Annotated in this window: 21 protein-coding genes; 10 read left to right on the forward strand and 11 right to left on the reverse strand. The window is 72.0% G+C overall.

Annotation, left to right across the window (positions count from 1 at the left end):
* Positions 1 to 112: 112 nt before the first annotated feature.
* The 7 genes from ccsB to hemL all read right to left on the reverse strand — a co-directional run bounded on the left by ccsB (position 113) and on the right by hemL (position 7,891).
* Positions 113 to 1,195, reverse strand: a complete 1,083-nt coding sequence (ccsB, locus tag ACFWAR_RS36290; protein WP_385787041.1) for a c-type cytochrome biogenesis protein CcsB — start codon at positions 1,193 to 1,195, stop codon at positions 113 to 115.
* A gap of 2 nt (positions 1,196 to 1,197) precedes the next feature.
* Entirely contained in the window at positions 1,198 to 2,952 is a 1,755-nt protein-coding gene (locus ACFWAR_RS36295) for a cytochrome c biogenesis protein ResB (protein WP_385786991.1), read from the reverse strand.
* A gap of 13 nt (positions 2,953 to 2,965) precedes the next feature.
* On the reverse strand, positions 2,966 to 3,703 hold the full coding sequence (locus ACFWAR_RS36300) for a cytochrome c biogenesis CcdA family protein (RefSeq protein WP_385786994.1): 738 nt from the start codon (positions 3,701 to 3,703) through the stop codon (positions 2,966 to 2,968).
* Between the two features lie 4 nt (positions 3,704 to 3,707).
* On the reverse strand, positions 3,708 to 4,343 hold the full coding sequence (locus ACFWAR_RS36305; RefSeq protein WP_385786997.1) for a TlpA family protein disulfide reductase: 636 nt from the start codon (positions 4,341 to 4,343) through the stop codon (positions 3,708 to 3,710).
* Positions 4,344 to 4,486: 143 nt separating this feature from the next.
* Positions 4,487 to 5,728 (reverse strand): hypothetical protein, encoded by a 1,242-nt coding sequence (locus ACFWAR_RS36310; RefSeq protein ID WP_385787044.1) that lies wholly within the window; start codon positions 5,726 to 5,728, stop codon positions 4,487 to 4,489.
* A 151-nt stretch (positions 5,729 to 5,879) separates the two neighbouring features.
* The gene (locus ACFWAR_RS36315) at positions 5,880 to 6,560 is read right to left on the reverse strand and encodes a histidine phosphatase family protein (RefSeq protein ID WP_385787000.1); all 681 of its coding nucleotides are present in this window, start codon (positions 6,558 to 6,560) and stop codon (positions 5,880 to 5,882) included.
* Positions 6,557 to 7,891 carry a glutamate-1-semialdehyde 2,1-aminomutase gene (gene hemL, locus ACFWAR_RS36320; protein ID WP_354380378.1) on the reverse strand — a complete coding sequence of 445 codons (1,335 nt, stop codon included), beginning with the start codon at positions 7,889 to 7,891 and terminating at the stop codon, positions 6,557 to 6,559. Before hemL ends, ACFWAR_RS36315 begins: the two co-directional genes overlap by 4 nt.
* 133 nt (positions 7,892 to 8,024) lie before the next feature.
* Here hemL and ACFWAR_RS36325 point away from each other — a divergent pair, with 133 nt between their 5' ends.
* Both ACFWAR_RS36325 and ACFWAR_RS36330 read left to right on the forward strand, forming a co-directional pair.
* A complete protein-coding gene (locus ACFWAR_RS36325) occupies positions 8,025 to 8,648 on the forward strand; it encodes a hypothetical protein (RefSeq protein WP_385787003.1) in 624 nt (207 codons plus the stop codon).
* A 67-nt stretch (positions 8,649 to 8,715) separates the two neighbouring features.
* On the forward strand, positions 8,716 to 9,228 hold the full coding sequence (locus tag ACFWAR_RS36330; RefSeq protein ID WP_385787005.1) for a GNAT family N-acetyltransferase: 513 nt from the start codon (positions 8,716 to 8,718) through the stop codon (positions 9,226 to 9,228).
* 64 nt (positions 9,229 to 9,292) lie between these two features.
* Here the strand turns inward: ACFWAR_RS36330 and ACFWAR_RS36335 are convergent, their stop codons facing one another.
* Complete coding sequence (locus tag ACFWAR_RS36335) at positions 9,293 to 10,201, reverse strand: NADP-dependent oxidoreductase (RefSeq protein WP_385787047.1); 909 nt, start codon at positions 10,199 to 10,201, stop codon at positions 9,293 to 9,295.
* Between the two features lie 194 nt (positions 10,202 to 10,395).
* Here ACFWAR_RS36335 and ACFWAR_RS36340 point away from each other — a divergent pair, with 194 nt between their 5' ends.
* From ACFWAR_RS36340 to ACFWAR_RS36350, 3 genes are read left to right on the forward strand one after another with little or no spacing between them, the layout of a single operon-like run.
* Entirely contained in the window at positions 10,396 to 10,809 is a 414-nt protein-coding gene (locus ACFWAR_RS36340) for a winged helix-turn-helix transcriptional regulator (RefSeq protein WP_385787008.1), read from the forward strand.
* 42 nt (positions 10,810 to 10,851) lie between these two features.
* The gene (locus ACFWAR_RS36345) at positions 10,852 to 11,589 is read left to right on the forward strand and encodes a Mut7-C RNAse domain-containing protein (protein ID WP_385787011.1); all 738 of its coding nucleotides are present in this window, start codon (positions 10,852 to 10,854) and stop codon (positions 11,587 to 11,589) included.
* A gap of 31 nt (positions 11,590 to 11,620) precedes the next feature.
* Positions 11,621 to 13,294, forward strand: coding sequence for an FAD-dependent oxidoreductase (locus ACFWAR_RS36350; RefSeq protein ID WP_385787014.1), 1,674 nt, complete (start codon positions 11,621 to 11,623; stop codon positions 13,292 to 13,294).
* Here the strand turns inward: ACFWAR_RS36350 and ACFWAR_RS36355 are convergent.
* On the reverse strand, positions 13,282 to 13,860 hold the full coding sequence (locus ACFWAR_RS36355; protein ID WP_385787017.1) for a hypothetical protein: 579 nt from the start codon (positions 13,858 to 13,860) through the stop codon (positions 13,282 to 13,284). The genes ACFWAR_RS36350 and ACFWAR_RS36355 overlap by 13 nt on opposite strands.
* 124 nt (positions 13,861 to 13,984) lie before the next feature.
* Here ACFWAR_RS36355 and ACFWAR_RS36360 point away from each other — a divergent pair, with 124 nt between their 5' ends.
* A complete protein-coding gene (locus ACFWAR_RS36360) occupies positions 13,985 to 14,320 on the forward strand; it encodes a YnfA family protein (RefSeq protein ID WP_385787021.1) in 336 nt (111 codons plus the stop codon).
* Positions 14,321 to 14,402: 82 nt separating this feature from the next.
* Positions 14,403 to 15,167 carry an SDR family NAD(P)-dependent oxidoreductase gene (locus ACFWAR_RS36365; protein WP_385787024.1) on the forward strand — a complete coding sequence of 255 codons (765 nt, stop codon included), beginning with the start codon at positions 14,403 to 14,405 and terminating at the stop codon, positions 15,165 to 15,167.
* A 59-nt stretch (positions 15,168 to 15,226) separates the two neighbouring features.
* Here ACFWAR_RS36365 and ACFWAR_RS36370 read toward each other — a convergent pair whose 3' ends face one another.
* Together ACFWAR_RS36370 and ACFWAR_RS36375 are read right to left on the reverse strand one after the other, a co-directional pair.
* Positions 15,227 to 15,988: a polysaccharide deacetylase family protein gene (locus ACFWAR_RS36370; protein ID WP_385787027.1), complete on the reverse strand. Its 762-nt coding sequence runs from the start codon at positions 15,986 to 15,988 to the stop codon at positions 15,227 to 15,229.
* A 184-nt stretch (positions 15,989 to 16,172) separates the two neighbouring features.
* Positions 16,173 to 17,366 (reverse strand): RtcB family protein, encoded by a 1,194-nt coding sequence (locus ACFWAR_RS36375; RefSeq protein ID WP_385787029.1) that lies wholly within the window; start codon positions 17,364 to 17,366, stop codon positions 16,173 to 16,175.
* A 207-nt stretch (positions 17,367 to 17,573) separates the two neighbouring features.
* Here ACFWAR_RS36375 and ACFWAR_RS36380 point away from each other — a divergent pair, with 207 nt between their 5' ends.
* The 3 genes from ACFWAR_RS36380 (at position 17,574) to ACFWAR_RS36390 (ending at position 20,920) form a co-directional block, all read left to right on the forward strand.
* On the forward strand, positions 17,574 to 18,473 hold the full coding sequence (locus tag ACFWAR_RS36380; protein WP_385787032.1) for a DUF3558 domain-containing protein: 900 nt from the start codon (positions 17,574 to 17,576) through the stop codon (positions 18,471 to 18,473).
* A gap of 189 nt (positions 18,474 to 18,662) precedes the next feature.
* Entirely contained in the window at positions 18,663 to 19,463 is an 801-nt protein-coding gene (locus ACFWAR_RS36385) for a DUF3558 family protein (protein WP_385787035.1), read from the forward strand.
* A 104-nt stretch (positions 19,464 to 19,567) separates the two neighbouring features.
* Entirely contained in the window at positions 19,568 to 20,920 is a 1,353-nt protein-coding gene (locus ACFWAR_RS36390) for a DUF2637 domain-containing protein (protein ID WP_385787038.1), read from the forward strand.
* Positions 20,921 to 20,978: the final 58 nt, after the last annotated feature.

Raw genomic sequence — 20,978 nt, forward strand, 5'->3', positions numbered from 1 at the left:
GGCGGACCTCGCTGTACGGGCTGATCCGGCTGCCGTGGGGGGTGCTGACCTTCACGATCACGCTGGCCCCCCCAGGGGGGCCGGGCCCTTCGCCGTGCGCGGTGCCGCTCGACTACACCCCGCCGTAGGAATGCTTGCCGTTGAGCAGGATGTTCACGCCGTAGTAGTTCCAGATCCAGCAGGCGAAGGCGAAGAGCGCCAGGTAGGCGGCCTTGCGGCCCTTCCAGCCGGCCGTGGCGCGCGCGTGCAGGTAGCAGGCGTAGGCGACCCAGGTGATGAAGGACCAGACCTCCTTGGGGTCCCAGCCCCAGTACCGGCCCCAGGCGTCGTTCGCCCAGATCGCGCCCGCGATGATCGTGAAGGTCCACAGCGGGAAGACGGCCGCGTTGATCCGGTACGAGAACTTGTCGAGCGAGGACGCCGAGGGCAGCCGCTCCATCACCGAGGTGCGCAGGGTGCCGGGCTTGCCGCCCGCGGCCAGCGTGCTCTCGTAGGAGTCGCGGAAGAGGTAGAGGACCGTGCCGGCCGCGCCGATGTAGAAGACGGCGCCGCAGATGATCGCGGTGGAGACGTGGATCCACAGCCAGTACGAGTGCAGGGCCGGGACCAGCGCCGCGCTGTCGGTGTAGAGCCAGGTCGTGGCCACGCCCAGGTCCAGCAGGACCGTGGTGACCAGGATCAGGCCGATCCAGCGGACGTTCTTGCCCAGGGCCAGCAGCAGCAGGTACGCGCCCGCGGCCACCGTGGAGAAGGTGATCGAGAACTCGTACATGTTGCCCCAGGGGGCGCGCTGCACCGACAGGGCGCGGCTGACCACGCCGCCGGCCGCGAGCAGGAAGCCGAGGGCGGTCAGCGAGATCGCGATCCGGCCGTAGAGGTCGCCCTTGACCGTGCCGCCGGCCGCGCCGGGACCGTCCGGCACGTCGCGCGTGCCGGTGGCGGACCGGGTGACGACCTGCGGCTTGTCGAGGACCGCGGTGCCCCCCGCCTTCGTGCGGACCTGGACGGCGGGGGCCTTCGCGGCGCCCGCGCCCGCCGTCAGCGCGTTGGCCGTGCGGGCCACCTTGCTGCGGCTGCCGAAGGTCCACTCGGCGATGTGGGCGAAGAAGGCGAGCATGTAGACCGCCATCGACGAATAGATCAGCACGTTGCTGGCATGGGCCAGGCTCGTGTTGGTCGCGGCGGCTGCGAGCAGGGTCATCCGCGTCCTCCTTCAACGGTTGCTTCGACAGGGTTGTTGCCGGGGACTGCCTCGGGCGCGGTGGGCGCCCGCTCGTTCAGCCGGGCGGCCAGGTCGGCGAGTTCCTCGGGGAGCTTGGCGGACTCGCTGCGGCCGAGGCCCGCCATCTCGACGACGGTCACGCCGTCCTTGCCGGTCACCGCGCGGACCCAGATCCGGCGGCGCTGGATGAAGAGGGACGCGGCCAGGCCCAGGATGGCCGCCACCGCGCCCGCCAGGGCGTAGCCGGTGCCGGGCTCCTGGGAGATCTGGAAGGTGGCCCAGCGCTCGATGCCCTCGAACTTCACGGTGCCCGCGCCGTCGGGGAGCGTCATCGTCTCGCCGGGGAGCATCAGCTGGGAGAACGGTTCGCCGTTCTCCTTCTTGAACTGCTGCATCTTGGCGGTGTCGAGCTGGTAGACGTTCTGCGGCAGCCCCGAGTCCACGCCCAGGCTGCCGTGCCAGGCGTTGAGCGCCAGGACCGGGAAGTCCGCGGCGGGGAACTGCGAGAGCATCGTGCCCTGGCCCTTGCCCGCGAAGGTCGGCACGAAGCGGGCGTTGAAGCCCAGCTGCTCCTTCTTGCCGTTCTTGTCCTGGTAGCCGTCGGTGACCTTGACGGCTCCGGCGGAGGTCAGGTTCGCGTCCTGCGGCAGCATCGGCACGGCGTCCTTGTAGATCACCTTGCCGGAGGGGTCGGTCACCGAGAGGATCGGCGCGTAGCCGTGGCCCAGCAGGTAGACCTTGGAGCCCTCGACGTCGAGCGGCTTGTTGACCTCGATCTCGGTCTTCGTCGGGGTGCCGTGCGCGCCCTTGCTGTAGGTGACGTACGCCTTGAACTCGCGCGGGGTGCCCTTCTGCGGGCCGCTCTTCTCGTACTCCGCGTCGAACTTGTCCAGGGTGAAGCTGAAGGGCGGCAGGTCGTCCGAGCTGAAGAGGCTGCCGGACTTGAAGTCGTCGTACTGGGTGAGCGTGTTGGCGAAGCCCTTGCCGCGCAGGACGAGCTTGCCGCCCTCGGACTTGAGGAGCTGGCCGGTGGCGAAGGCCACCAGCATCACGATCAGGGCGATGTGGAAGAGCAGGTTCCCGGCCTCGCGCAGATAGCCCTTCTCCGCGGCCACCGCGTGCCCGGCGGTGTCGGGGGCGGTACGGAAGCGGCGCCCGCCGAGCACCTCCTTCGCGTGCGCGAGGACCTCGTCCGGGGCCGCGTCGGTGCGCCAGGTGGTGTAGGCGGGGAGCCGGTCCAGGCGCCGCGGCGCGCCCGGCGGGCGGCCGCGGAGCTGGCCGACGAACTGCCAGGTGCGCGGGACGATGCAGCCGATCAGCGACACGAACAGCAGGATGTAGATCGCGGAGAACCACACCGAGCTGTAGACGTCGAAGAGCTGGAGCTTCGAGGCGACCGGCACCCAGAACTCGTGCTTGGACTTCCAGAGCGCGACCTTCATCGGGTCGACCCGGTTCTGCGGGATCAGCGAGCCGGGGATCGAGCCGAGGGACAGCAGGAAGAGCAGGATCAGCGCCACCCGCATGGAGGTGAGCTGGCGCCAGAACCAGCGGGCCCAGCCGAGCACGCCGATGCCGACGGCGGGGCCGCCGGCCGGTGGGTCCTCCAGCGGGGCGGTGGACAGCTGGGCCGCCGCGGCGGCGTCGGTCGCCTGCGCGGCGGCCTCCGTGGCGTCCTGGGCGGTTCGGGGGTCGGACGCCTCGGTGGGCGCCTTGTCGCTCGTACTCATGTGCTTGTAGTCCTCAGATCCCCACCGTGAAGCCCCGTGTCCAGCCCTGCATGTCGCTGACGATGGTGCCCCACCAGCCTGTGACGAGCAGCAGACCGGTCAGGACCAGCATGCCGCCGCCGATGCGCATCACCCACGCATAGTGCTTCTTCACCCAGCCGAAGGCGCCGAGCGCCTTGCGGAAGGCGATCGCGGCGAGGAGGAAGGGCACGCCGAGGCCCAGACAGTACGCGGTGGTCAGCAGCGCGCCGCGCCCGGCGCTCGCCTCGTTCATGGAGAGCGTGTTCACGGCGGCGAGGGTCGGGCCCATGCAGGGCGTCCAGCCGATGCCGAAGAGGACACCGAGCAGGGGCGCGCCGATCAGGCCTCCGGTGGGCTTCTTGTGGAAGCGGAACTCCCGCATCGTCAGGCCCGGGATCAGCCCCATGAAGAAGAACCCCATGAGGATGACCACACCGCCCAGCACCCGCGAGATCATGTCCTTGTTGTCCTGGAGGACGTCGCCGAAGAAGCCGAAGAGCGCGCCGGTGGAGACGAAGACGGCGGTGAAGCCGAGGACGAACAGGCTCGCCCCGGCCAGCATCCGCCCGCGCCGGGCCTCGGCCATGTCGGCGCCGGTGACCCCGGTCACGTAGGAGAGGTAGCCGGGGACGAGCGGCAGCACGCACGGGGAGAAGAAGGAGACGAGCCCGGCGAGCACGGCGATGGGCAGGGCCAGCAGCAGGGCTCCGCTGAAGACGGTCTCGTTCACGGCGTCACTTCTCCGCGAGGAGCGGGTCGATCATCTTGCGCAGCTGCTCCTCGTTGACCGCGACCAGGGTGCGGGCGGCGATCTTGCCCTCCTTGTCGAGGACGATCGTGGAGGGGATCGACTGCGCGTTGAGCGTGCCCTTGGGGAAGCGGAGCATCAGCTTGCCGTCGGGGTCGTAGAGGCTCGGGTAGGTGATCCCGAAGTTCTCCTCGAAGGAGACCGCGTTCTGCTTGCTGTTGTCGCGGGTGTTGATGCCGACGAAGGAGACGTCCTTGCCCGCGTCGGCCATCTCCTTGGAGACCTTGGCGAAGTAGGGGGCCTCGGCGCGGCACGGCGGGCACCAGGAGCCCCAGACGTTCAGGACGACGACCTTCCCCTTGAGGGTGGTCGTGTCGAGCGTCTTGCCGTCGACGGTCTCGCCGTCGAGCTTGGGGGCGTCGTCGCGCTGGCCCTTGGCGACGGTGGAGATGCCGCCCGGGCCCGTCACGTAGTTGCCGCCCGCGGAGCCGGAGGACTTGGCGCCACCGGCCGAATCTCCGCAGGAGGTGAGGGTGAGGGCGCCTGCGACGGCCACCGCGGTCAGCAGGACGGCGCGGCCGCTGGTCGAGCGGCGGCGTCGGGGGGCGCGGCTAAGGCTCATGTGAAAAGTTTCGCATGGGCGAATTGTGGATCTTGCGCGCCCCCCGGCCACCGGCCGGATCCCGGCCGACCGCTGGTCGGACCCCGGTCGAGCCACGGTCGGGCGGCGGTCGGGCGGCGGTCGGGCAGGGGGTCGGGCGGCGGTCAGGCGGCGGTCAGGAAGGTCTTCCAGCCGCCGGTCGGCGGCTGACCGGGGGCCAGGCCGCGCAGTTTGGCGAGCACCTTGGGGTCCTGGACGTCGAGCCAGTCGGTGAACTGCCGGAACGATACGAGTCGTACATCGCTTTTGTCCGCCATCGACTTGAGCGCTTCCTCGACGGCGTCCATGTAGATGCCGCCGTTCCAGTCCTCGAAGTGGTTGCCGATGAAGAGCGGCGCGCGGTTCGTCTCGTACGCCCGCCGGAAGCCGCCCTGGTAGGCGGCCGTGGCCTGGCTGCGCCAGCCCGGGTAGTTGGAGGGAACGCCCCGGGTGGTGTTCTGCGACTGGTTGGCGAGGATGTTGTAGTCCATCGAGAGCACCTCGAAGGAGTGGCCGGGGAAGGGCATCGACTGCAGCGGCAGGTCCCACACGGTCCCCTTCTTCTCCGGCCACTGCTGGAGGCCGCCGGGCGAGCTGGCGTCGTAGCGCCAGCCGAGCTTCTCGGCGGTGGGCAGCAGCTGGTCCTGGCCGAGCAGGCACGGCGTGCGGGCCCCGACGAGCTCCTTCGCGTAGTCGAAGGGCAGCGGTTCGAGGTCGGTGAAGCCGGTGTTGGTGCGCCAGTTGGTGACGAAGGACACGGCCTGCTCGATCTCGCTGTGCCAGTCCTGCGCGCTCCAGTGGGCGACCGAGCCGGATCCGCCGCAGAAGTGCCCGTTGAAGTGGGTGCCGATCTCGTGGCCGTCGAGCCAGGCCTCGCGCACGTACTTCAGGGTGTTGCGGACGTTCTCGTCCTTCAGGAAGCCGATGTCGGAGGCGCCCACCGGGTTGTTGGGCGGGCGGTAGAGCCCGCGCTTCGACTCGGGGAGCAGGTAGAGCCCGGAGAGGAAGAAGGTCATGCCCGCGTGGTGGTCCTTGGCGAGCTTGAGGAAGCGCGGGAAGAGACCGTTGCCGATCTCGCCCGCGCCGTCCCAGCTGAAGACGACGAACTGCGGCGGGGTCTCCCCGGGCTGGAGGGGGACGGGCTTGGCGGGCTGGTGGGGCTGGGGGCCCGTGTCCGCGGTGGAACCGTCCCCGATGGGCCTGACCGGGTGGGCGGCCCCGCCGCTCGGGTTGGGGCCGGCCTTGCCGGAACCGGCACCCATGTGGGCGCCCCCGGAACCGGACCCGCCGCCGCAACCCGCGATCCCCATCGCGGCCACGGCGCCGAGTCCGAGTCCGAGCGCGCCCCTCCGGCTGACCTCACGCATGTCGCTCACCTCGCTGATGGAATGTCGTATAAACGGACATTCCAACGCAGGCTGAGCGTCAGATCGGTAGCAGCGCGGCGACTTGTATGAAATTAGGACTGGTCATGTCGAATCTTGACGATCGGAGGAAGTGCCTCCGAGGCGTCGCGGCTCAGGCGCCGAACGCCTTCGACTTGCCCTTCACCGGCTTCGCGCCCGCGAGCAGGTGCGCCGGGACCAGGTCCCGGGCCGGCTCGCTGTAGCCCACCGAAACGATCTTGTCGCCCTGGTACGTGAACGACGTCAGCGAGGCCAACGTGCACTGCCGGCGCCGCGGGTCGTGCCACAGCCTGCGCTTCTCGGCGAAGCTGCGCACGATCCAGATCGGCAGCTGGTGGCTCACGCACACCGCCTCGTGCCCGCGGGCCGCGTCGCGCGCCGCGTCCAGCGCGCCCATCATCCGGACCACCTGCTCGATGTACGGCTCGCCCCAGGACGGCTGGAACGGGTTCGTCAGGTGCTTCCAGTTGGCGGGCTTGCGCAGGGCGCCGTCACCGACCCCGAAGGTCTTGCCCTCGAAGACGTTGCCCGCCTCGATCAGCCGCCCGTCGGTCGCCAGGTCCAGGCTGTGCGCCTTGGCGATCGGGGCCGCCGTCTCCTGCGCGCGCTCCAGCGGGGAGGACACGACGTGGGTGATGTCGCGGTTCTCCAGGTGCTCGGCGACCCGCTCGGCCATCTGCCGGCCCAGCTCGGAGAGGTGGTAGCCGGGGCGGCGCCCGTAGAGGACCCCGTCCGGGTTGTGCACCTCCCCGTGGCGCATCAGGTGGACGACGGTGATGTCGCTGCTGCTCATGCGGTGGCCTCCGGGGTGGCCTCGGCGGCGGCGCGGGCGGCGGCGGGCAGCGCGGCCGCGATGCGCTCGATCGCCCGCTCGTCGTGGGCGGTGGAGACGAACCAGGACTCGAAGGACGAGGGCGGCAGGTAGACGCCCTGGGCCAGCATCGAGTGGAAGAAGCCGGTGAAGCGGAAGCTCTCCTGCTTCTTGGCGTCGTCGTAGTTCCTGACCTCGTCCTCGGTGAAGAAGACGGAGAACATGTTGGACGCGGTCTGCAGCCGGTGCGCCACGCCCTCCTTGCGGAGCGCGTCCGTCACCAGGCCCTGGATCTCCGCCGACACGGCGTCGACCTTCGCGTACGCCGCGTCGTCGAGCAGCCGCAGCTGCGCGAGGCCGGCGGCGGTGGCGATCGGGTTCCCGGAGAGGGTGCCCGCCTGGTAGACGGGGCCGACGGGGGCCAGGTGCCCCATCACGTCGGCGCGGCCGCCGAAGGCCGCGGCCGGGAAGCCGCCGCCCATGACCTTGCCGAAGGTCATCAGGTCGGGCGCGACCCCGTCCACGCCGAACCAGCCGGCGCGGGAGGTGCGGAAGCCCGTCATCACCTCGTCGGAGATGTACAGCGCGCCGTTCGCGCGGCACAGGTCGGCCAGGCCCTGGTTGAACCCCTCGCCGGGGGTCACCACGCCCATGTTGCCGGGCGCGGCCTCGGTGATCACACAGGCGATCTCACCGGGGTGCGCGGCGAAGGCGGCGCGGACCGCTTCGAGGTCGTTGTAGGGGAGGACGATCGTGTCGCCGGCCTGCGCACCCGTCACACCGGGGGTGTCGGGCAGCGCGAAGGTCGCGAGGCCCGATCCGGCGGCGGCGAGCAGCGCGTCCACGTGGCCGTGGTAGCAGCCCGCGAACTTCACGACCTTGGCCCGGCCGGTGAAACCGCGGGCCAGCCGGATCGCGGACATGGTGGCCTCCGTACCGGAGGACACCAGGCGCACCTGCTCGACCGGCGCGATCCGCGCGACGATCTCCTCGGCGAGCGCGACCTCGCCCTCGCCGGGGGTGCCGAAGGACGTGCCGCGGGCGACCGCGGCCTGCACGGCCTCGATCACGGCGGGGTGGGAATGGCCGAGGATCATCGGCCCCCACGAGCAGACCAGGTCGACGTACTCGCGGCCATCGGCATCGGTGAGGTACGGACCGGTACCGGACACCATGAACCGGGGCGTTCCCCCCACGGCGCGGAATGCACGCACCGGAGAGTTCACGCCGCCGGGGGTCACGAGGGACGCGCGGTCAAACAGGTTCTGCGAGACTGGGGCTTCATACGGATACGGGTAGCTCACACCAGCCATGGTCTCAGAGGCCGCGACAGACTTGCGGACGGGCGTTTCACCGCGCCGCCGCGGGGGAGGTCACTGCCATGATGATCAGGCCGCGTGGCGGGGGTCACGGGGCCGGGGCAGGCAAGACCAGTCGGGTGGAGATATGCAACGCGGTGGCGGACCGGGCGAGGGTACGGACGGCCTGGGGCCGGAGCGTGCGCGCGAGGCCCGCGACGCTTCCCGAGAGGCATCCCGAGAGGCCCGACGGCGCGGCAAGCACCGGCGCCGGGGTGCGGACGCGGTGGACGGCGTACCGGCACCCGCGAGCGCGGTCCCGGGGGGTCGCGGCATGGGAGTGACCTACAAGTACTTCGGCGCCCCCGACGGGGCCACGGCGGCGCGCGTCCCGATCTCGATGCGGCCCGAACAGCTCGGCGGCGACGAACTCGGCATGGGCGGCCTGTTCAGCAAGATCAAACCGGAGACGGTGGCCGCGATGGTCCTCACCGGCATCGAAGGCATACCCCTGCACAAGGTCCCGCCGCTGGAGCTCGTGGTCCTGCACCCCGACTACGCGGTGGTCAAGCTCCCGATGACGGTGGTCGACCCGCTGCGCGGCATCGGCGAGGAGTCCGTCGGCGCGGCCGCCTTCATCTGGTCCACGGTCCCCGACCGCGGCGGCCCGCGCGACGCCTTCAACGTCTACCAGCTGCTGCACGAGTGGCAGGACTTCTCCCACCGCCTGCACGAGGCCGGCCACCAGCCGTACTGCCTGGTCTGGCCCTGACCGTTCCGGCCATCGCATGGGGCCGACTCCCGGACAGCGCGGAGGAGTTCCTCGTACCCTCCTCAACATGGAAATATCGCTGCGTCTGACTCCCTGGTCCCAAGAGGACCTCGGGTTGCTGCTGCGGGCCAACGAGCCCGAGATGACCAAGTACTTGGGGGGACCCGAGTCCGAGGAGAAGCTGGCCGACCGCCAGCGCCGGTACGTCGCCCTGAGCGACCGGGAACCCGCCGCCGGACGGATGTTCCGGGTCAGCCTGGCCGAGACGGGCGAGACCGTCGGTTCCGTGGGCTTCTGGCCCCGCGAATGGCGCGACGAAGAGGTGTACGAGAGCGGCTGGGCGATCTTCCCCGAGTACCAGGGCCGGGGCCTCGCGGTGGCGGCGATCGGCGAACTCCTCGCCTACGTCGCCGAACACGGCTCCCGTCGCCTCGTGCACGCCTTCCCCGGCACGGACCACGCCGCGTCCAACTCCGTGTGCCGTCGGGCGGGCTTCGAGTCGCTCGGTGACGTCAACTTCGAATACCCGCCCGGCGTGTTCCACCCGAGCCACGACTGGCGCTACACGCTGCCCGCCTGACCCGCACCGCACCGCCCGCCCGACCCTGAGCGGCCCGCCCGCCCGGCACGACGTCGGAGCGGGCTCAGGCCACGGTCAGGACCAGCCGGCCCCGGGCGCCGCCCTCCGCGAGGCGGGCGTGCGCCGCGGCCGCGTCGGCCAGGGCGTAGGTCCCGCCGACCCGCAGGGTCAGCGCGCCCTCGTCCACCAGGGACACCAGCCGCGCCAGGTGCGCCCCGTCCGCCGCGACCTCCTGCACCAGCACCCGGATCCCGCGCACCGGAGCGGGAGACCCGCCCGGCCGCAGCCCGACGTAGACGCCGCCGTCGCGGACGAAGTCCAGCGCGGCCTCCCCCAGCACCGCGGCGTCCAGCACCCCGTCCACCCGCACCCCCGCATCCGCCCCGGCCGTGCCCCGGGCCACGAAGTCGGTGGCGCCCAACGACCGGACCAGCTCCTCGTCCGCCGGGCCCGCCAGCGCGGTCACCTTCAGCCCGGCGTGCACCGCGAGCTGGACCGCCAGCCCGCCGACCACCCCGGCCGCCCCGGTGACCAGCACCGACTCCCCGCCCGCCAGCCCCAACTGATCCAGGGCCCGGGCCGCCGTGAGCCCGCTGAGCGGCAGCACCGCGGCGGCCGTCGCGCCCACGGACCCGGGGGCCGCGGCGAGGGCGCCCTCGTCGAGGACGACGTACTGCGCGTGCGTCCCGAGCTCCTTGACCGGGCCGTAGTGCAGTCCGACGACCTGCTGACCGGCGCTCCAGGCGGTCACCCCGGCGCCGACCGCGTCGACCTCGCCGGCCACGTCCCAACCGAACCCGAGCCGCTCCCCCTCGCCCCCGAAGACCCCGAGGCGGACCAGGGCGTCCACCGGATTGAGCCCCGCGGCCCGCACCCGGACCCGCACCTGCCCGGCCCCCGGAACCGGCAGCGGCACCTGCGCGGTCACGACCTGCTCCGGGCCGCCGAAGGCGGTGACGACCGCCGCGTCGATCAGCTTCCGGCCCTGCTCCTGCTCCTGCTTCTGGTCGTGGTTCTCGTTCTGGTTCTGGTTCTGGTTCTGGCTCATGGGTCTCGTCCCTTGCGCTCGATTTCGTTCGTTCCGATGCGCACTAACTTAGGGAGAGGTACTTTCATTTCGTAAGTACGCACTGCAAGGTGCGTACCCGACCCGAAAGTGAGCCCGCCATGGCCACCCGCACCGCCGAGACCCGCCGCCAAGAGGCCCGCCACGCCTACGACGCCTTCCTCAAGGAGTGCCCGACCAGCCAGCTCCTGGACCGCATCAGCGACAAGTGGGTCGGCCTCGTCCTGAGCGCCCTCAACGAGGCGGAGGCCATGCGCTACAGCGACCTCGGCCGCCGCATCCCCGGGGTCAGCCAGAAGATGCTCACCCAGACCCTGCGCGCCCTCGAACGCGACGGCCTCGTCAGCCGCACCGTCACCGCCTCCGTGCCCGTCCGCGTCGACTACCGCCTCACCCCCCTCGGCCGCAGCCTCGGCGGCCTCCTCAGCTCCGTGAAGCACTGGGCCGAGCAGCACTTCGACCAGGTCAGCGCCCATCGCGAGGTCTACGACCAGGAGGTCGCCACCGACGCTTAATTGGCCTTCGCCACCCCGCCCCGAACTGGCATGCTGGGCCCCGTGAACGGACCGGACATCACCCTCACCCTCGCCCCCGAGCTGCGCGTCTTCACCGCGCCCAACCGGCGCGGCGAGCGCGTACCCACCACGGTCGACGGCACCTCCAGCCTGGGCCACGTCGTCGAATCCGTCGGCGTCCCGCTCACCGAGGTCGGCCGCCTGCTCGTCGACGGCGACGAGGCGCCCGTCGCCTACGTGCCCCGGGGCGGCGAGTCCGTCGAGGTCCTCGGCCCGCCCCGCCCGCAGGAGGTCCCCGGCGCCCCGCTCCGCTTCCTCCTCGACGTCCACCTCGGCACGCTGGCCCGCCGGATGCGCCTGCTCGGCATCGACACGGCCTACGAGAACGAGGACATCGGCGACCCCGCGCTCGCCACCCGCTCCGCCGCCGAGCGGCGCGTCCTGCTCTCCCGCGACCGCGGCCTGCTGCGGCGCCGCGAGATCTGGGCCGGTGCCTACGTCTACAGCGACAACCCCGACGAGCAATTGCGCGACATCCTCGGCCGGTTCGCGCCGGAGCTGACCCCCTGGACCCGGTGCACCGCCTGCAACGGCACGCTGCGCGCGGCCGACAAGGACAGCGTCGGCGACCTGCTGGAGGGCGGTACGCAGCGCTCCTACGACGTCTTCGCCCAATGCGGCGACTGCGAGCGCGTGTACTGGCGGGGCGCGCACCACGCCCGCCTGGAGCTGATCGTCAGCGAGGCGTTGGCCGAATTCGGCGGCGGCGTCACCGCGTAGGGCCCGGCGGGGATGGGCAGGGTCTTCCACCATGACATCCCCAGCCCCCGCCCCAACGCCCGATCCCGCGTCCGGATTCCAGCCGGCCGCTGACGTCGCGGACGTCGTGGACGTCGCGGTGATCGGCGCCGGTCCGACCGGTCTGCTGATCGCCGGAGATCTCGCCGCCGCCGGACTGACCGTCGCCCTCATCGAGCGGCGCCCGCAGACGGCCGCCAATCTCACGCGCGCCTTCGCCGTCCACGCCCGCACCCTCGAACTCCTCGACGCGCGCGGACTCGCCGACGAACTCGTCGCCACCGGCCGCCCGATCCGACAGCTCCGCCTCTTCGGCGAACTCACCCTCTCCCTGGACACGCTCCCCACCCGCTTCCCGTTCGTCCTCATCACCCCTCAATTTGAGACCGAACGCCTGCTGGAGCGTCGTGCGTTGTCCACAGGTGTGCACATCCGGTACGACCATGAGCTGATCGCACTGCATCAGGCCGAGGGTCAGGACACCGTCACCCTCGACCTCCGCACCCCCACGAACACCACGAACACGACCGGCACCACCGGCACCACGAACACGACCGGCACCACCGGCACCACCGGCACCACCGGCACCACCGGCACCCCGGTCACCCTGCACGCCCGACACGTCGTCGGCGCCGACGGCGTCCGCTCCACCGTCCGCCGCGAACTCGGCCTGCCCTTCCCCGGCCACGCCGTGGTCAGCTCGATGGTGCTGGCCGACGTACGCCTGACCGAGGAGCCCCCGGACCAGCTCGCCGTCAACAGCCGCGGCCGGGCCTTCGCCTTCCTCGTCCCCTTCGGCGACGGCTGGTACCGGGCCATCGCCTGGCACCGCGACGGCCGGGCCCAGGACGGCGACCCCGTCGACTTCGACGAGCTGCGCACCATCACGCGCACCGCCCTCGGCACCGACCACGGCATGCACGACCCCCGCTGGATCTCCCGCTTCCACGCCGACGAACGCCAGGTCCCGCACTACCGCGTGGGCCGCGTCTTCCTCGCCGGAGACGCCGCCCACGTGCACTCCCCCGCGGGCGGCCAGGGCATGAACACCGGCCTCCAGGACGCCGCCAACCTCGCCTGGAAGCTCACGGCCGTCCTCCTCGGACGCGCCCCCGACCCCGAGGCCCTGCTGGACAGTTACGAGGGCGAGCGACACCCCGTCGGCCGCCTCGTGCTGCGCGGCAGCGGCGCCCTGACCCGGATCACGATGGCCACCACCCCGGTCCGCCGCACGGCCCGCAGCGTCGGCGCCGCGCTGCTGGGGCGGATCCGGCCCGCGCGCGACCGCGCGGTCCGCACGGTCTCCGGGATCGGCATCTCCTACCCGCCGCCGCCCGGCGGCGCCCGCCCCGCGGGCCGTCGCGCACCCGACGCCGTCCTGCGCGAGGGCAGGCTGTACGAACTGCTGCGCGCGGGCAGCTTCGTCCTGATCACCCCGACACCCCGACCCGCGACGGAGCCGGGGCTCACCCACGCCTCCTGGCGCACCCCCGGACGCACCGCCTGCGTGCTCGTGCGCCCCGACGGTTACGTCGCCTGGTCCGCCCCCGCGCCCACTCCCGCCGAGGTCGACCGGGCCGTCGCGCGCTGGATCCTGCGCCCCCAGAAGGAGCAGGGACCCCAGAAGGAGCAGGGACCCCAGAAGGAGCAGGGACCCCAGAAGGAGCAGCAGCCTCAGAAGGAGTAGGAGTCGCCGGTGTCGAGGGCGAGCACCGTGTGCTCGTCGTTGGTGTGGTTGCGGTCGTTCGCTCCGCCGTTCCACCAGGTGTCCACGCGCACCACCACTTCCGACGGCCGGTCCTTCATCCACAGCCGCAGCCCGATGTGGCGGCCCGGCCCGTGCGCGGGCAGGGCCCCCGTCTCACACATCACCTCGCGCTGCCCGGCCCGGGCGCAGCCCTCCGCCAGCTCCTGGCCGTCGGCGAGGGCCGCGGAGAACCGCAGCCGCAGGGTGGTGTTCGCGAGCGGGGCGGGCCCCTGGTTCTCCGGGACCACCCATACGGCGAGCCGCCCCGCGGACAGCTTCACCCGCCCGCGGTAGGACACGTCGGCCTCGGGCACCCGCACCGCGCCGACCCGCGCGGCCCCCGTACCGGCCCGCTCGGCCCCCGCCCCGACAGCCGGGGCCGAGCGGGCCGGGGCCGCCCCCGCCTGCGCGGCTCCCGTCTGGGCCGCGGCCCCGGCCAGGACCAGCCCGAGGGCCACCACGATTCGTACGACGCCACGGCACACCGCCACCGTCACCACCTCCACGCGCGGAGGCTAACGACCCCCGCCCCCCGCCGGTCGGACCATCACACGAACGAGGGCGCGCCCACCCGCCATCTGCGACGCGCACCGCAGCGGCCGCCGCGGACCGCGTGCCAAGGTTGCCCCCATGCTGATCGTCCGCTCCGCGTCCCTGTTCGCCCTCGCCGCCGTCCTGGAGATCGGTGGCGCCTGGCTCGTCTGGCAGGGCGTGCGCGACCACAAGGGCTGGGTCTGGATCGGCGCCGGGGTCATCGCCCTCGGCCTCTACGGCTTCGTCGCCACGCTCCAGCCCGAGGGCGACTTCGCCCGGGTGCTGGCCGCGTACGGCGGGGTCTTCGTGGCCGGATCGATCGCCTGGGGCATGGTCGCCGACGGCTACCGCCCCGACCGCTGGGACATCGCCGGAGCCCTGGTCTGCCTGGCCGGGATGGCCCTGATCATGTACGCCCCGCGCGGCCGCTGAGCGCCCGGCCTCGGACCCGTCCCGGTCCCGTCCGCATGCCTATGCTGGCCGGGTATCGATCACCCGAACGAGGAGCGCTCCCATGACCCCCCGCATCGCAGTCGTCACCGGGGCGAGCAGCGGAATCGGCGCGGCCACCGCACGGCAGCTCGCCGGCGCGGGCTACCACGTCGTGCTGACCGCCCGCCGCAAGGACCGCATCGAGCAGCTCGCCGCGGAGATCACCGCGGCCGGGCAGCTCGCCACCGCCCACGCCCTGGACGTGACGGACCGCGCCGCCGTCGACGCCTTCGCCGCGTTCCTGGAGCAGTTCCCCTCCGTCGACGTGCTGGTCAACAACGCGGGCGGGGCCATCGGCGCCGAGCCGGTCGCCACCGGCGACCCGGCCGACTGGCGCACGATGTACGAGGTCAACGTCATCGGCACGCTCAATGTCACCCAGGCCCTGCTCCCGGCCCTGACCGCCTCCGGCGACGGCACCGTCGTGGTCCTGTCCTCGACCGCCGGGCACTCCACCTACGAGGGCGGCGCGGGCTACGTCGCCGCGAAGAACGGCGCCCGCGTCCTGGCCGAGACCCTCCGCCTGGAGATCGTCGGCCAGCCGGTCCGCGTGATCGAGATCGCGCCCGGCATGGTCAAGACGGAGGAGTTCGCCACGACCCGCTTCCGCGGTGACGCGGACAAGGCGGCCAAGGTGTACGCGGGCGTCGCCGAGCCGCTGTCCGCCGACGACGTGGCCGACACCATCACCTGGGCCGTGACCCGCCCCAGCCACGTCAACATCGACCTGCTGGTGGTCCGCCCGCGCGCCCAGGCCTCGAACACGAAGGTCCACCGCGACCTGTAGCACCCCGCGCGGCCCCGGATCCCCGCCCCGCGCCCCCGGATCCCGGTCGCCCGCCCCGGCTACGCCAGCCCGGCGGCCTTGAGCTGGGGCAGGAGGGCCGCAGGCTTCAGGCCTGCGGCCTTCGCCGCGCCCAGCGCCCGCTCCAGGTCGGCCTCCAGCGTGGGCGTGAAGTGCAGCAGCACGATGTCCCCCGGCTGCAACCTGGGGGTCGGCGGGGTCTGGCTCCAGGTGGTGAAGTCGTAGGTCCAGGTGATCAGCGCCTTCGCCCCGCACGCCTTCGCCGCGAGCCGCACATCGTCGTTGACGGCTCCGTACGGCGGTCGCAGCAGCTGCGGCGCCCGCCCGAAGGTTCCCCTCAGCCGCTCCCGCGCCCCGCAGACCTCCGCGTCCTTCCCGGCCGCGTCGAGCGTGGTGAGGTCCGGGTGGTTGACGGTGTGGTTCTCCACGGTGGCCCGGCCCTGCTCGATGAGGTCCGTGAAGTAGCCGGTGTCGTAGGACGTCGCCCCCGGCAACAGGAACAGGGACACCGGCACCCGCTTGTCGATCAGCGTCCGCGCGGCGGCGGGGTCGTGGTTCCAGCCGTCGTCGATGGTGATGAAGACGACCTTGTCGGTGGTCGGTACGTGCGAGACGACGGGCGGCAGCCCCACGGCCACGGCGCCGGCCGCGCCGGCCGCCTCGACCGACGCCGACGCCGACGCCGACGCCCCGGACGCACCGGACGCGACCGGATCCCCCGCCCCCGCCACGGCGGATCCGGCCACCCCGAAGGTGAGCGACAGCGAAGCGAACACACCGAGAACCACGCGAGATCTCCACATGGCGCACACCTTGGTCTAGACCAACTCTGACCGTCAACCCCCGTGCAGCGGACAACAGTTGGCCGCGATCGACCCGCACATACGGAGGGACCCGGACCGTTTGAACGGTCCGGGCCCCTCCACTCCCCCGAGCATGACGAACAGGCCGACGAACAGGCCGACGGGCCGACGAACGGGCCGACGATCAGCCCTTGACGCAGATGACCTGCTTGAGCTTGGCCACGACCGCGACGAGGTCGGTCTGCTGGTCGATGACCTGCTCGATCGACTTGTAGGCGCCCGGGATCTCGTCCACGACCCCGGAGTCCTTGCGGCACTCCACGCCCTTGGTCTGGTCCGCCAGGTCGCGCGCCGAGAACTTCTTCTTCGCCGCGGTCCGGCTCATCTTCCGGCCCGCGCCGTGCGAGGCCGAGTTGAAGGACTTCGCGTTGCCGAGGCCCTTCACGATGTACGAGCCGGTGCCCATCGAACCGGGGATGATCCCGAAGTCGCCGCTGCCCGCGCGGATCGCGCCCTTGCGCGTGACCAGCAGGTCCATGCCGTCGTAGCGCTCCTCGGACACGTAGTTGTGGTGACAGCTGATCTCGTGGTCGAAGGAGACCTTCGCCTTGCGGAACTCCTTGCGGACGACCTCCTTGAACAGGCTCATCATCACGGCGCGGTTGTACTTGGCGTACTCCTGCGCCCAGAAGAGGTCGTTGCGGTAGTCCTGCATCTGCGGGGTCGCCGCCAGGAACACCGCGAGGTCGCGGTCCACCAGGCCCTGGTTGTGCGCGAGCCCCCGGGCCACGCCCATGTGGTGTTCGGCCAGCTCGTTGCCGATGTTCCGGGAACCGGAGTGCAGCATCAGCCAGACCGCGCCCGTCTCGTCGAGGCAGAACTCGACGAAGTGGTTGCCGCCGCCGAGCGTGCCGATCTGCTTCGCGGCGCGCTCGCGCCGGAACTTGACCGCGTCCGCGACGTAGTCGAAGCGCGACCAGAGGTCGTCGAAGCCGTCGGCCGCGAAGCCGTACAGCCGCGCCGGATCCACCGCCTCCTTGTGCAGGCCCGCCCCGACCGGGATCGCCTGTTCGATCTTGGACCGCAGCCGTGACAGGTCACCGGGCAGGTCGTTGGCCGTCAGCGAGGTGCGGACCGCCGACATGCCGCAGCCGATGTCCACGCCCACCGCGGCCGGGCAGACCGCGTCCTTCATGGCGATCACCGAACCGACGGTGGCGCCCTTGCCGTAGTGGACGTCCGGCATGACGGCCAGGCCCTTGATCCAGGGCAGGGTCGCGACGTTGTGCAGCTGTCGCATCGCACTGTCCTCGACCGTGGACGGATCGGTCCACATCCGGATCGGGACGTTCGCCCCGGGCACCTCTACATACGACATAACGTCCCCAACACCCCGTTAACCACTGAAAAGTCTGAATACGCAAAAAGCCTCGCAACAGGACCCAAAGACGACATGGGACCGGCGTCAGCACCAGCGTGTGCGATAGACATTGTGTCCACGCGCGGCCCAGCAGCGGCAACGCAATTTCCTGATCGAAGGCCCACCCAGAGCCTGTCGAAAGCCTGTCGAACGGAGCCAGACGACGTGCAGCGCAACGCGGTACGGCAAGTCCTTCCGGGCATCCTGATGCTCACCGCGCTGATGGCCGGGTGCTCCGGCGGCACCGGAGCCGGGGACACCAGCGACTCCAAAGCGGGCGGCGCCACGCCCGTCGCCGCGCCGCCCGGGAAGTACCGCAGCCTGCCCTCGCCCTGCAAGGCGGTCGACGCGAAGCGGCTGAAGGCCATGCTCCCGGCCGCCGCAGCGCTCACCTCGGAGCAGCGCGACCAGCTCTACGCCGGGAGCGCGGACACCTCCTACGACGGCGACCGGCGCGTCGGCTGCCGCTGGAAGGCGCAGACCCCCGAGGAGACCCGGCTGCTGTCCGTCGGCTTCGAGCGGGTGGTCTCCTACGACCGCGCCGCCAGCAGCGACGACGACAAGGCGAAGCAGGTGTACGAGCGCCGCCTGACCGACGCCCACCTGCCGGCCCCCCTGCCGTCGACCAACGCGACCCCCGGCGCGACCACGAGCCCCGCCCCGGGCACGGCGCCCGCTCCCGGCCCGGACCCCGGCGCCGCGGCGGTGCCCTCCACCGCACCCTCCACCGCGCCGCCCACCACCCCCGCGGCCCCGCCCGCGGGCGCCCCCGCCGGTTCGCCCGCCGGGACGCCCGCGCCCTCCACCACCCCCACCCCGCCCGAGCTGGGCTCCCGCGTCCTGGAGGGGCTCGGGGACGCCGCCTTCGTCGAGGACCGGCTCAGCGCGGCGGGGTCCGCGGCCCAGTCGCGGACCGTGCGCATCGTCTTCCGCACCGCGAACGTCATCGTCACCGTCGAGTACAGCGTGCAGCCCGCGCTGCCCGGCGGGGTCCCCTCCAGCGCGGAAACGCAGGACGAAGCGCACCAGTTGGCCGAGGCGCTGGTGGAGCGCTTCAACGACTGACCCACCACCCGGCGAACGGCTGCGTGCCTGGTCAGCCGCCGATCGGCGGCTGACCGGAGGGCTCCCGGAGACCTCCGGGACGCGCTCGGCGGACCCCGGCGTGACCGCGAGCACAGCAGGGCGCGCCCCGATCGGGCTACCGTTGCCCGGTTCCCCGCGCCCATAGACACACAAACGTACGAAGGAATCATGCACCGATCAGCCTCGCGCCTCACCCGCGTCATCGCCTGCGCAGCCGTCCCGGTGATCCTCGCCGTCTCCGGCTGCTCGTCCGACTCGGGCAAGAGCGCAGACACGGGCAAGAAGTCCGACTCGTCCGCTTCGTCCAAGTCGCCGAGCACGAAGCCGTCGTCCGCCCCCGAGAAGGCCGCGTTCACCACGCTGCCCGACCCCTGCAAGACGATCCAGGGCAAGACCATCGAGGCCCTCGTCCCGAAGGCCAAGGACAAGAACGGCAACGCCACCAAGTCGAACGACCTGACCAGCCGCGCCAGCTGCTCCTGGAACGGCCTCGACGAGAACGGCCTCAAGGGCTCGGACTACCGCTGGCTCGCGGTCTCCCTGGTCCGCTACGACTCGCACGAGTCCCTGGGCAGCGGCAACAAGCGCGCCGAGGAGCAGTACAACAAGCAGCTCCAGACGGCGAAGGCCGTCGAGGGCGCCCAGAACGTGAAGAACGACCAGGTCGGCGGCGTCGGCGACCAGGGCACCTCGGTCACCTACGCCACGAAGAAGGACGGCGCCGACTTCTTCAACACCACGGTCATCGTGCGCACGCAGAACGTCGTCGTCTCCCTCGACTACAACGGCGCCGCCTACGAGGGCGCCGCCGCTCCCGACCAGGCCAAGCTGCTCGAGAGCGCGGTCGCCGCGATCCGCGAAGCCGTGAACTCGGTCTCCGCCGCCGGTGAGAAGCCGGCCTCCTCGGACGCGCCCGACGCGTCGGCCTCCCCGTCCTCGTCGGCATCGGCGTCCGCCGCCGCCTCCTGACCTGGCCGAAGGGGCGAACGGGGGTGCGGAGCAGGGGACATCGCGTCACCCGTACGCTGTGCCTGCCGTAGCTCGATAGTGGGAGGGGATCGCGGGTGGCCGCGATGCAGCTGACTCGTACGCACCGGATACTCATCGGCGTCGTCGTCGCCGGCGCCGTCGTCATCGCGGGAATCGGCTTCGCCGGTTCCTACGCCGCGGTGCGCGCGCTGGCGCTGCAGAAGGGGTTCGGCAGCTTCTCGCTGGTGTTCCCGATCGGCATCGACATGGGCATCTGCGTGCTGCTCGCGCTCGACCTGCTGCTGACGTGGATCCGCATCCCCTTCCCGCTGCTGCGCCAGACCGCGTGGCTGCTGACCGCCGCCACGATCGCCTTCAACGGCGCGGCGGCCTGGCCGGACCCGCTGGGCGTCGGCATGCACGCCGTCATCCCGATCCTGTTCGTGGTGACCGTCGAGGCGGCCCGGCACGCGGTGGGGCGGATCGCCGACATCACCGCGGACCGGCACATGGAGGGCGTGCGGATCACCCGCTGGCTGCTCTCGCCGATCCCCACCTTCAAGCTGTGGCGCCGGATGAAGCTGTGGGAGCTGCGCTCCTACGAGCAGGCGGTCGGCATGGAACAGGACCGGCTCATCTACCAGGCCCGCCTCCAGGCCCGCTACGGGCGCGCCTGGCGCCGCAAGGCCCCCGTCGAGGCCCTCATGCCGCTGCGCCTGGCCCGCATAGGCGTCCCGCTGTCCCAGACCGTCCCCGAGGGCCTGGCGGCCGCGGGCATCGAGCCCGCGCTGCTGCCCCCGGTCAGCGTCCCGGTCGCGGCCGCGGACCCCGAAGCGGGCCCGGCGGCCCTGGAGGCGCCCCACGCCCACGCCGCACCGGGCGCCCAGCCGTCGGCCGCCGCCGGACAGCAGGCCGTACCCGGCCAGCGGCCGCCCGGTCCCGGCCCCGTGGCCGGCCCGCACCCGGGCCCCGGGCACGCCCCGCCGGCCTTCGCGGTCGACCCGACGGCCATGCCCGCGGCCCACAACAGCGCCTGGTTCGCGGCGCCGCTGGCCCCGCAGGCCGCGTACGAGGGCGGCTACAACCCGCAGTACGTCGAGGGCCTGGAGCCCACCCCGGTCCTTCCCCCCACCGGCCCGGACGCCCAGGCACCGGACCCGGCGGACCCGCAGCAGCCCCGGCCGACCCCGCAGCCCCAGCCCCAGGCACCCGCGGCCGACCCGGCGCAGCAGGACGAGAGCACGGTCGACGAGGTGAAGTTCGCCGAGGCGGCGTACGAGGTCTTCCGCACCTACGTCGACCAGCACGGCAACTGGCCGAGCCCCGAGCAGCTCGACATACACCTCGCGGACGGCCACGGCATCGTCCACCCGCGCAGCGCCACCACGCTCAAGCGGCTGATGCCCGAGCTGAAGCAGCGCTACCAGACCGACCTGGAGAACGAGCACATCGCGTAGCCCGGCACGCGGTACGCGAAAGGGCCCGCGCCCCCCGATCGACCGGGGACGCGGGCCC

Source organism: Streptomyces sp. NPDC059917, assembly GCF_042730635.1.
Taxonomy (GTDB): Bacteria; Actinomycetota; Actinomycetes; order Streptomycetales; family Streptomycetaceae; genus Streptomyces.

What these genes read in the sequence shown, in the direction of transcription:
- ACFWAR_RS36295 (WP_385786991.1), bottom strand. Translation starts at nt 2,952, where the DNA reads ATGAGTACGAGCGACAAGGCGCCCACCGAGGCGTCCGACCCCCGAACC.
- ACFWAR_RS36305 (WP_385786997.1), bottom strand. Translation starts at nt 4,343, where the DNA reads ATGAGCCTTAGCCGCGCCCCCCGACGCCGCCGCTCGACCAGCGGCCGC.
- ACFWAR_RS36310 (WP_385787044.1), bottom strand. Translation starts at nt 5,728, where the DNA reads ATGCGTGAGGTCAGCCGGAGGGGCGCGCTCGGACTCGGACTCGGCGCC.
- ACFWAR_RS36315 (WP_385787000.1), bottom strand. Translation starts at nt 6,560, where the DNA reads ATGAGCAGCAGCGACATCACCGTCGTCCACCTGATGCGCCACGGGGAG.
- hemL (WP_354380378.1), bottom strand. Translation starts at nt 7,891, where the DNA reads ATGGCTGGTGTGAGCTACCCGTATCCGTATGAAGCCCCAGTCTCGCAG.
- ACFWAR_RS36325 (WP_385787003.1), top strand. Translation starts at nt 8,025, where the DNA reads ATGCAACGCGGTGGCGGACCGGGCGAGGGTACGGACGGCCTGGGGCCG.
- ACFWAR_RS36330 (WP_385787005.1), top strand. Translation starts at nt 8,716, where the DNA reads ATGGAAATATCGCTGCGTCTGACTCCCTGGTCCCAAGAGGACCTCGGG.
- ACFWAR_RS36340 (WP_385787008.1), top strand. Translation starts at nt 10,396, where the DNA reads ATGGCCACCCGCACCGCCGAGACCCGCCGCCAAGAGGCCCGCCACGCC.
- ACFWAR_RS36350 (WP_385787014.1), top strand. Translation starts at nt 11,621, where the DNA reads ATGACATCCCCAGCCCCCGCCCCAACGCCCGATCCCGCGTCCGGATTC.
- ACFWAR_RS36360 (WP_385787021.1), top strand. Translation starts at nt 13,985, where the DNA reads ATGCTGATCGTCCGCTCCGCGTCCCTGTTCGCCCTCGCCGCCGTCCTG.
- ACFWAR_RS36365 (WP_385787024.1), top strand. Translation starts at nt 14,403, where the DNA reads ATGACCCCCCGCATCGCAGTCGTCACCGGGGCGAGCAGCGGAATCGGC.
- ACFWAR_RS36370 (WP_385787027.1), bottom strand. Translation starts at nt 15,988, where the DNA reads ATGTGGAGATCTCGCGTGGTTCTCGGTGTGTTCGCTTCGCTGTCGCTC.
- ACFWAR_RS36375 (WP_385787029.1), bottom strand. Translation starts at nt 17,366, where the DNA reads ATGTCGTATGTAGAGGTGCCCGGGGCGAACGTCCCGATCCGGATGTGG.
- ACFWAR_RS36385 (WP_385787035.1), top strand. Translation starts at nt 18,663, where the DNA reads ATGCACCGATCAGCCTCGCGCCTCACCCGCGTCATCGCCTGCGCAGCC.
- ACFWAR_RS36390 (WP_385787038.1), top strand. Translation starts at nt 19,568, where the DNA reads ATGCAGCTGACTCGTACGCACCGGATACTCATCGGCGTCGTCGTCGCC.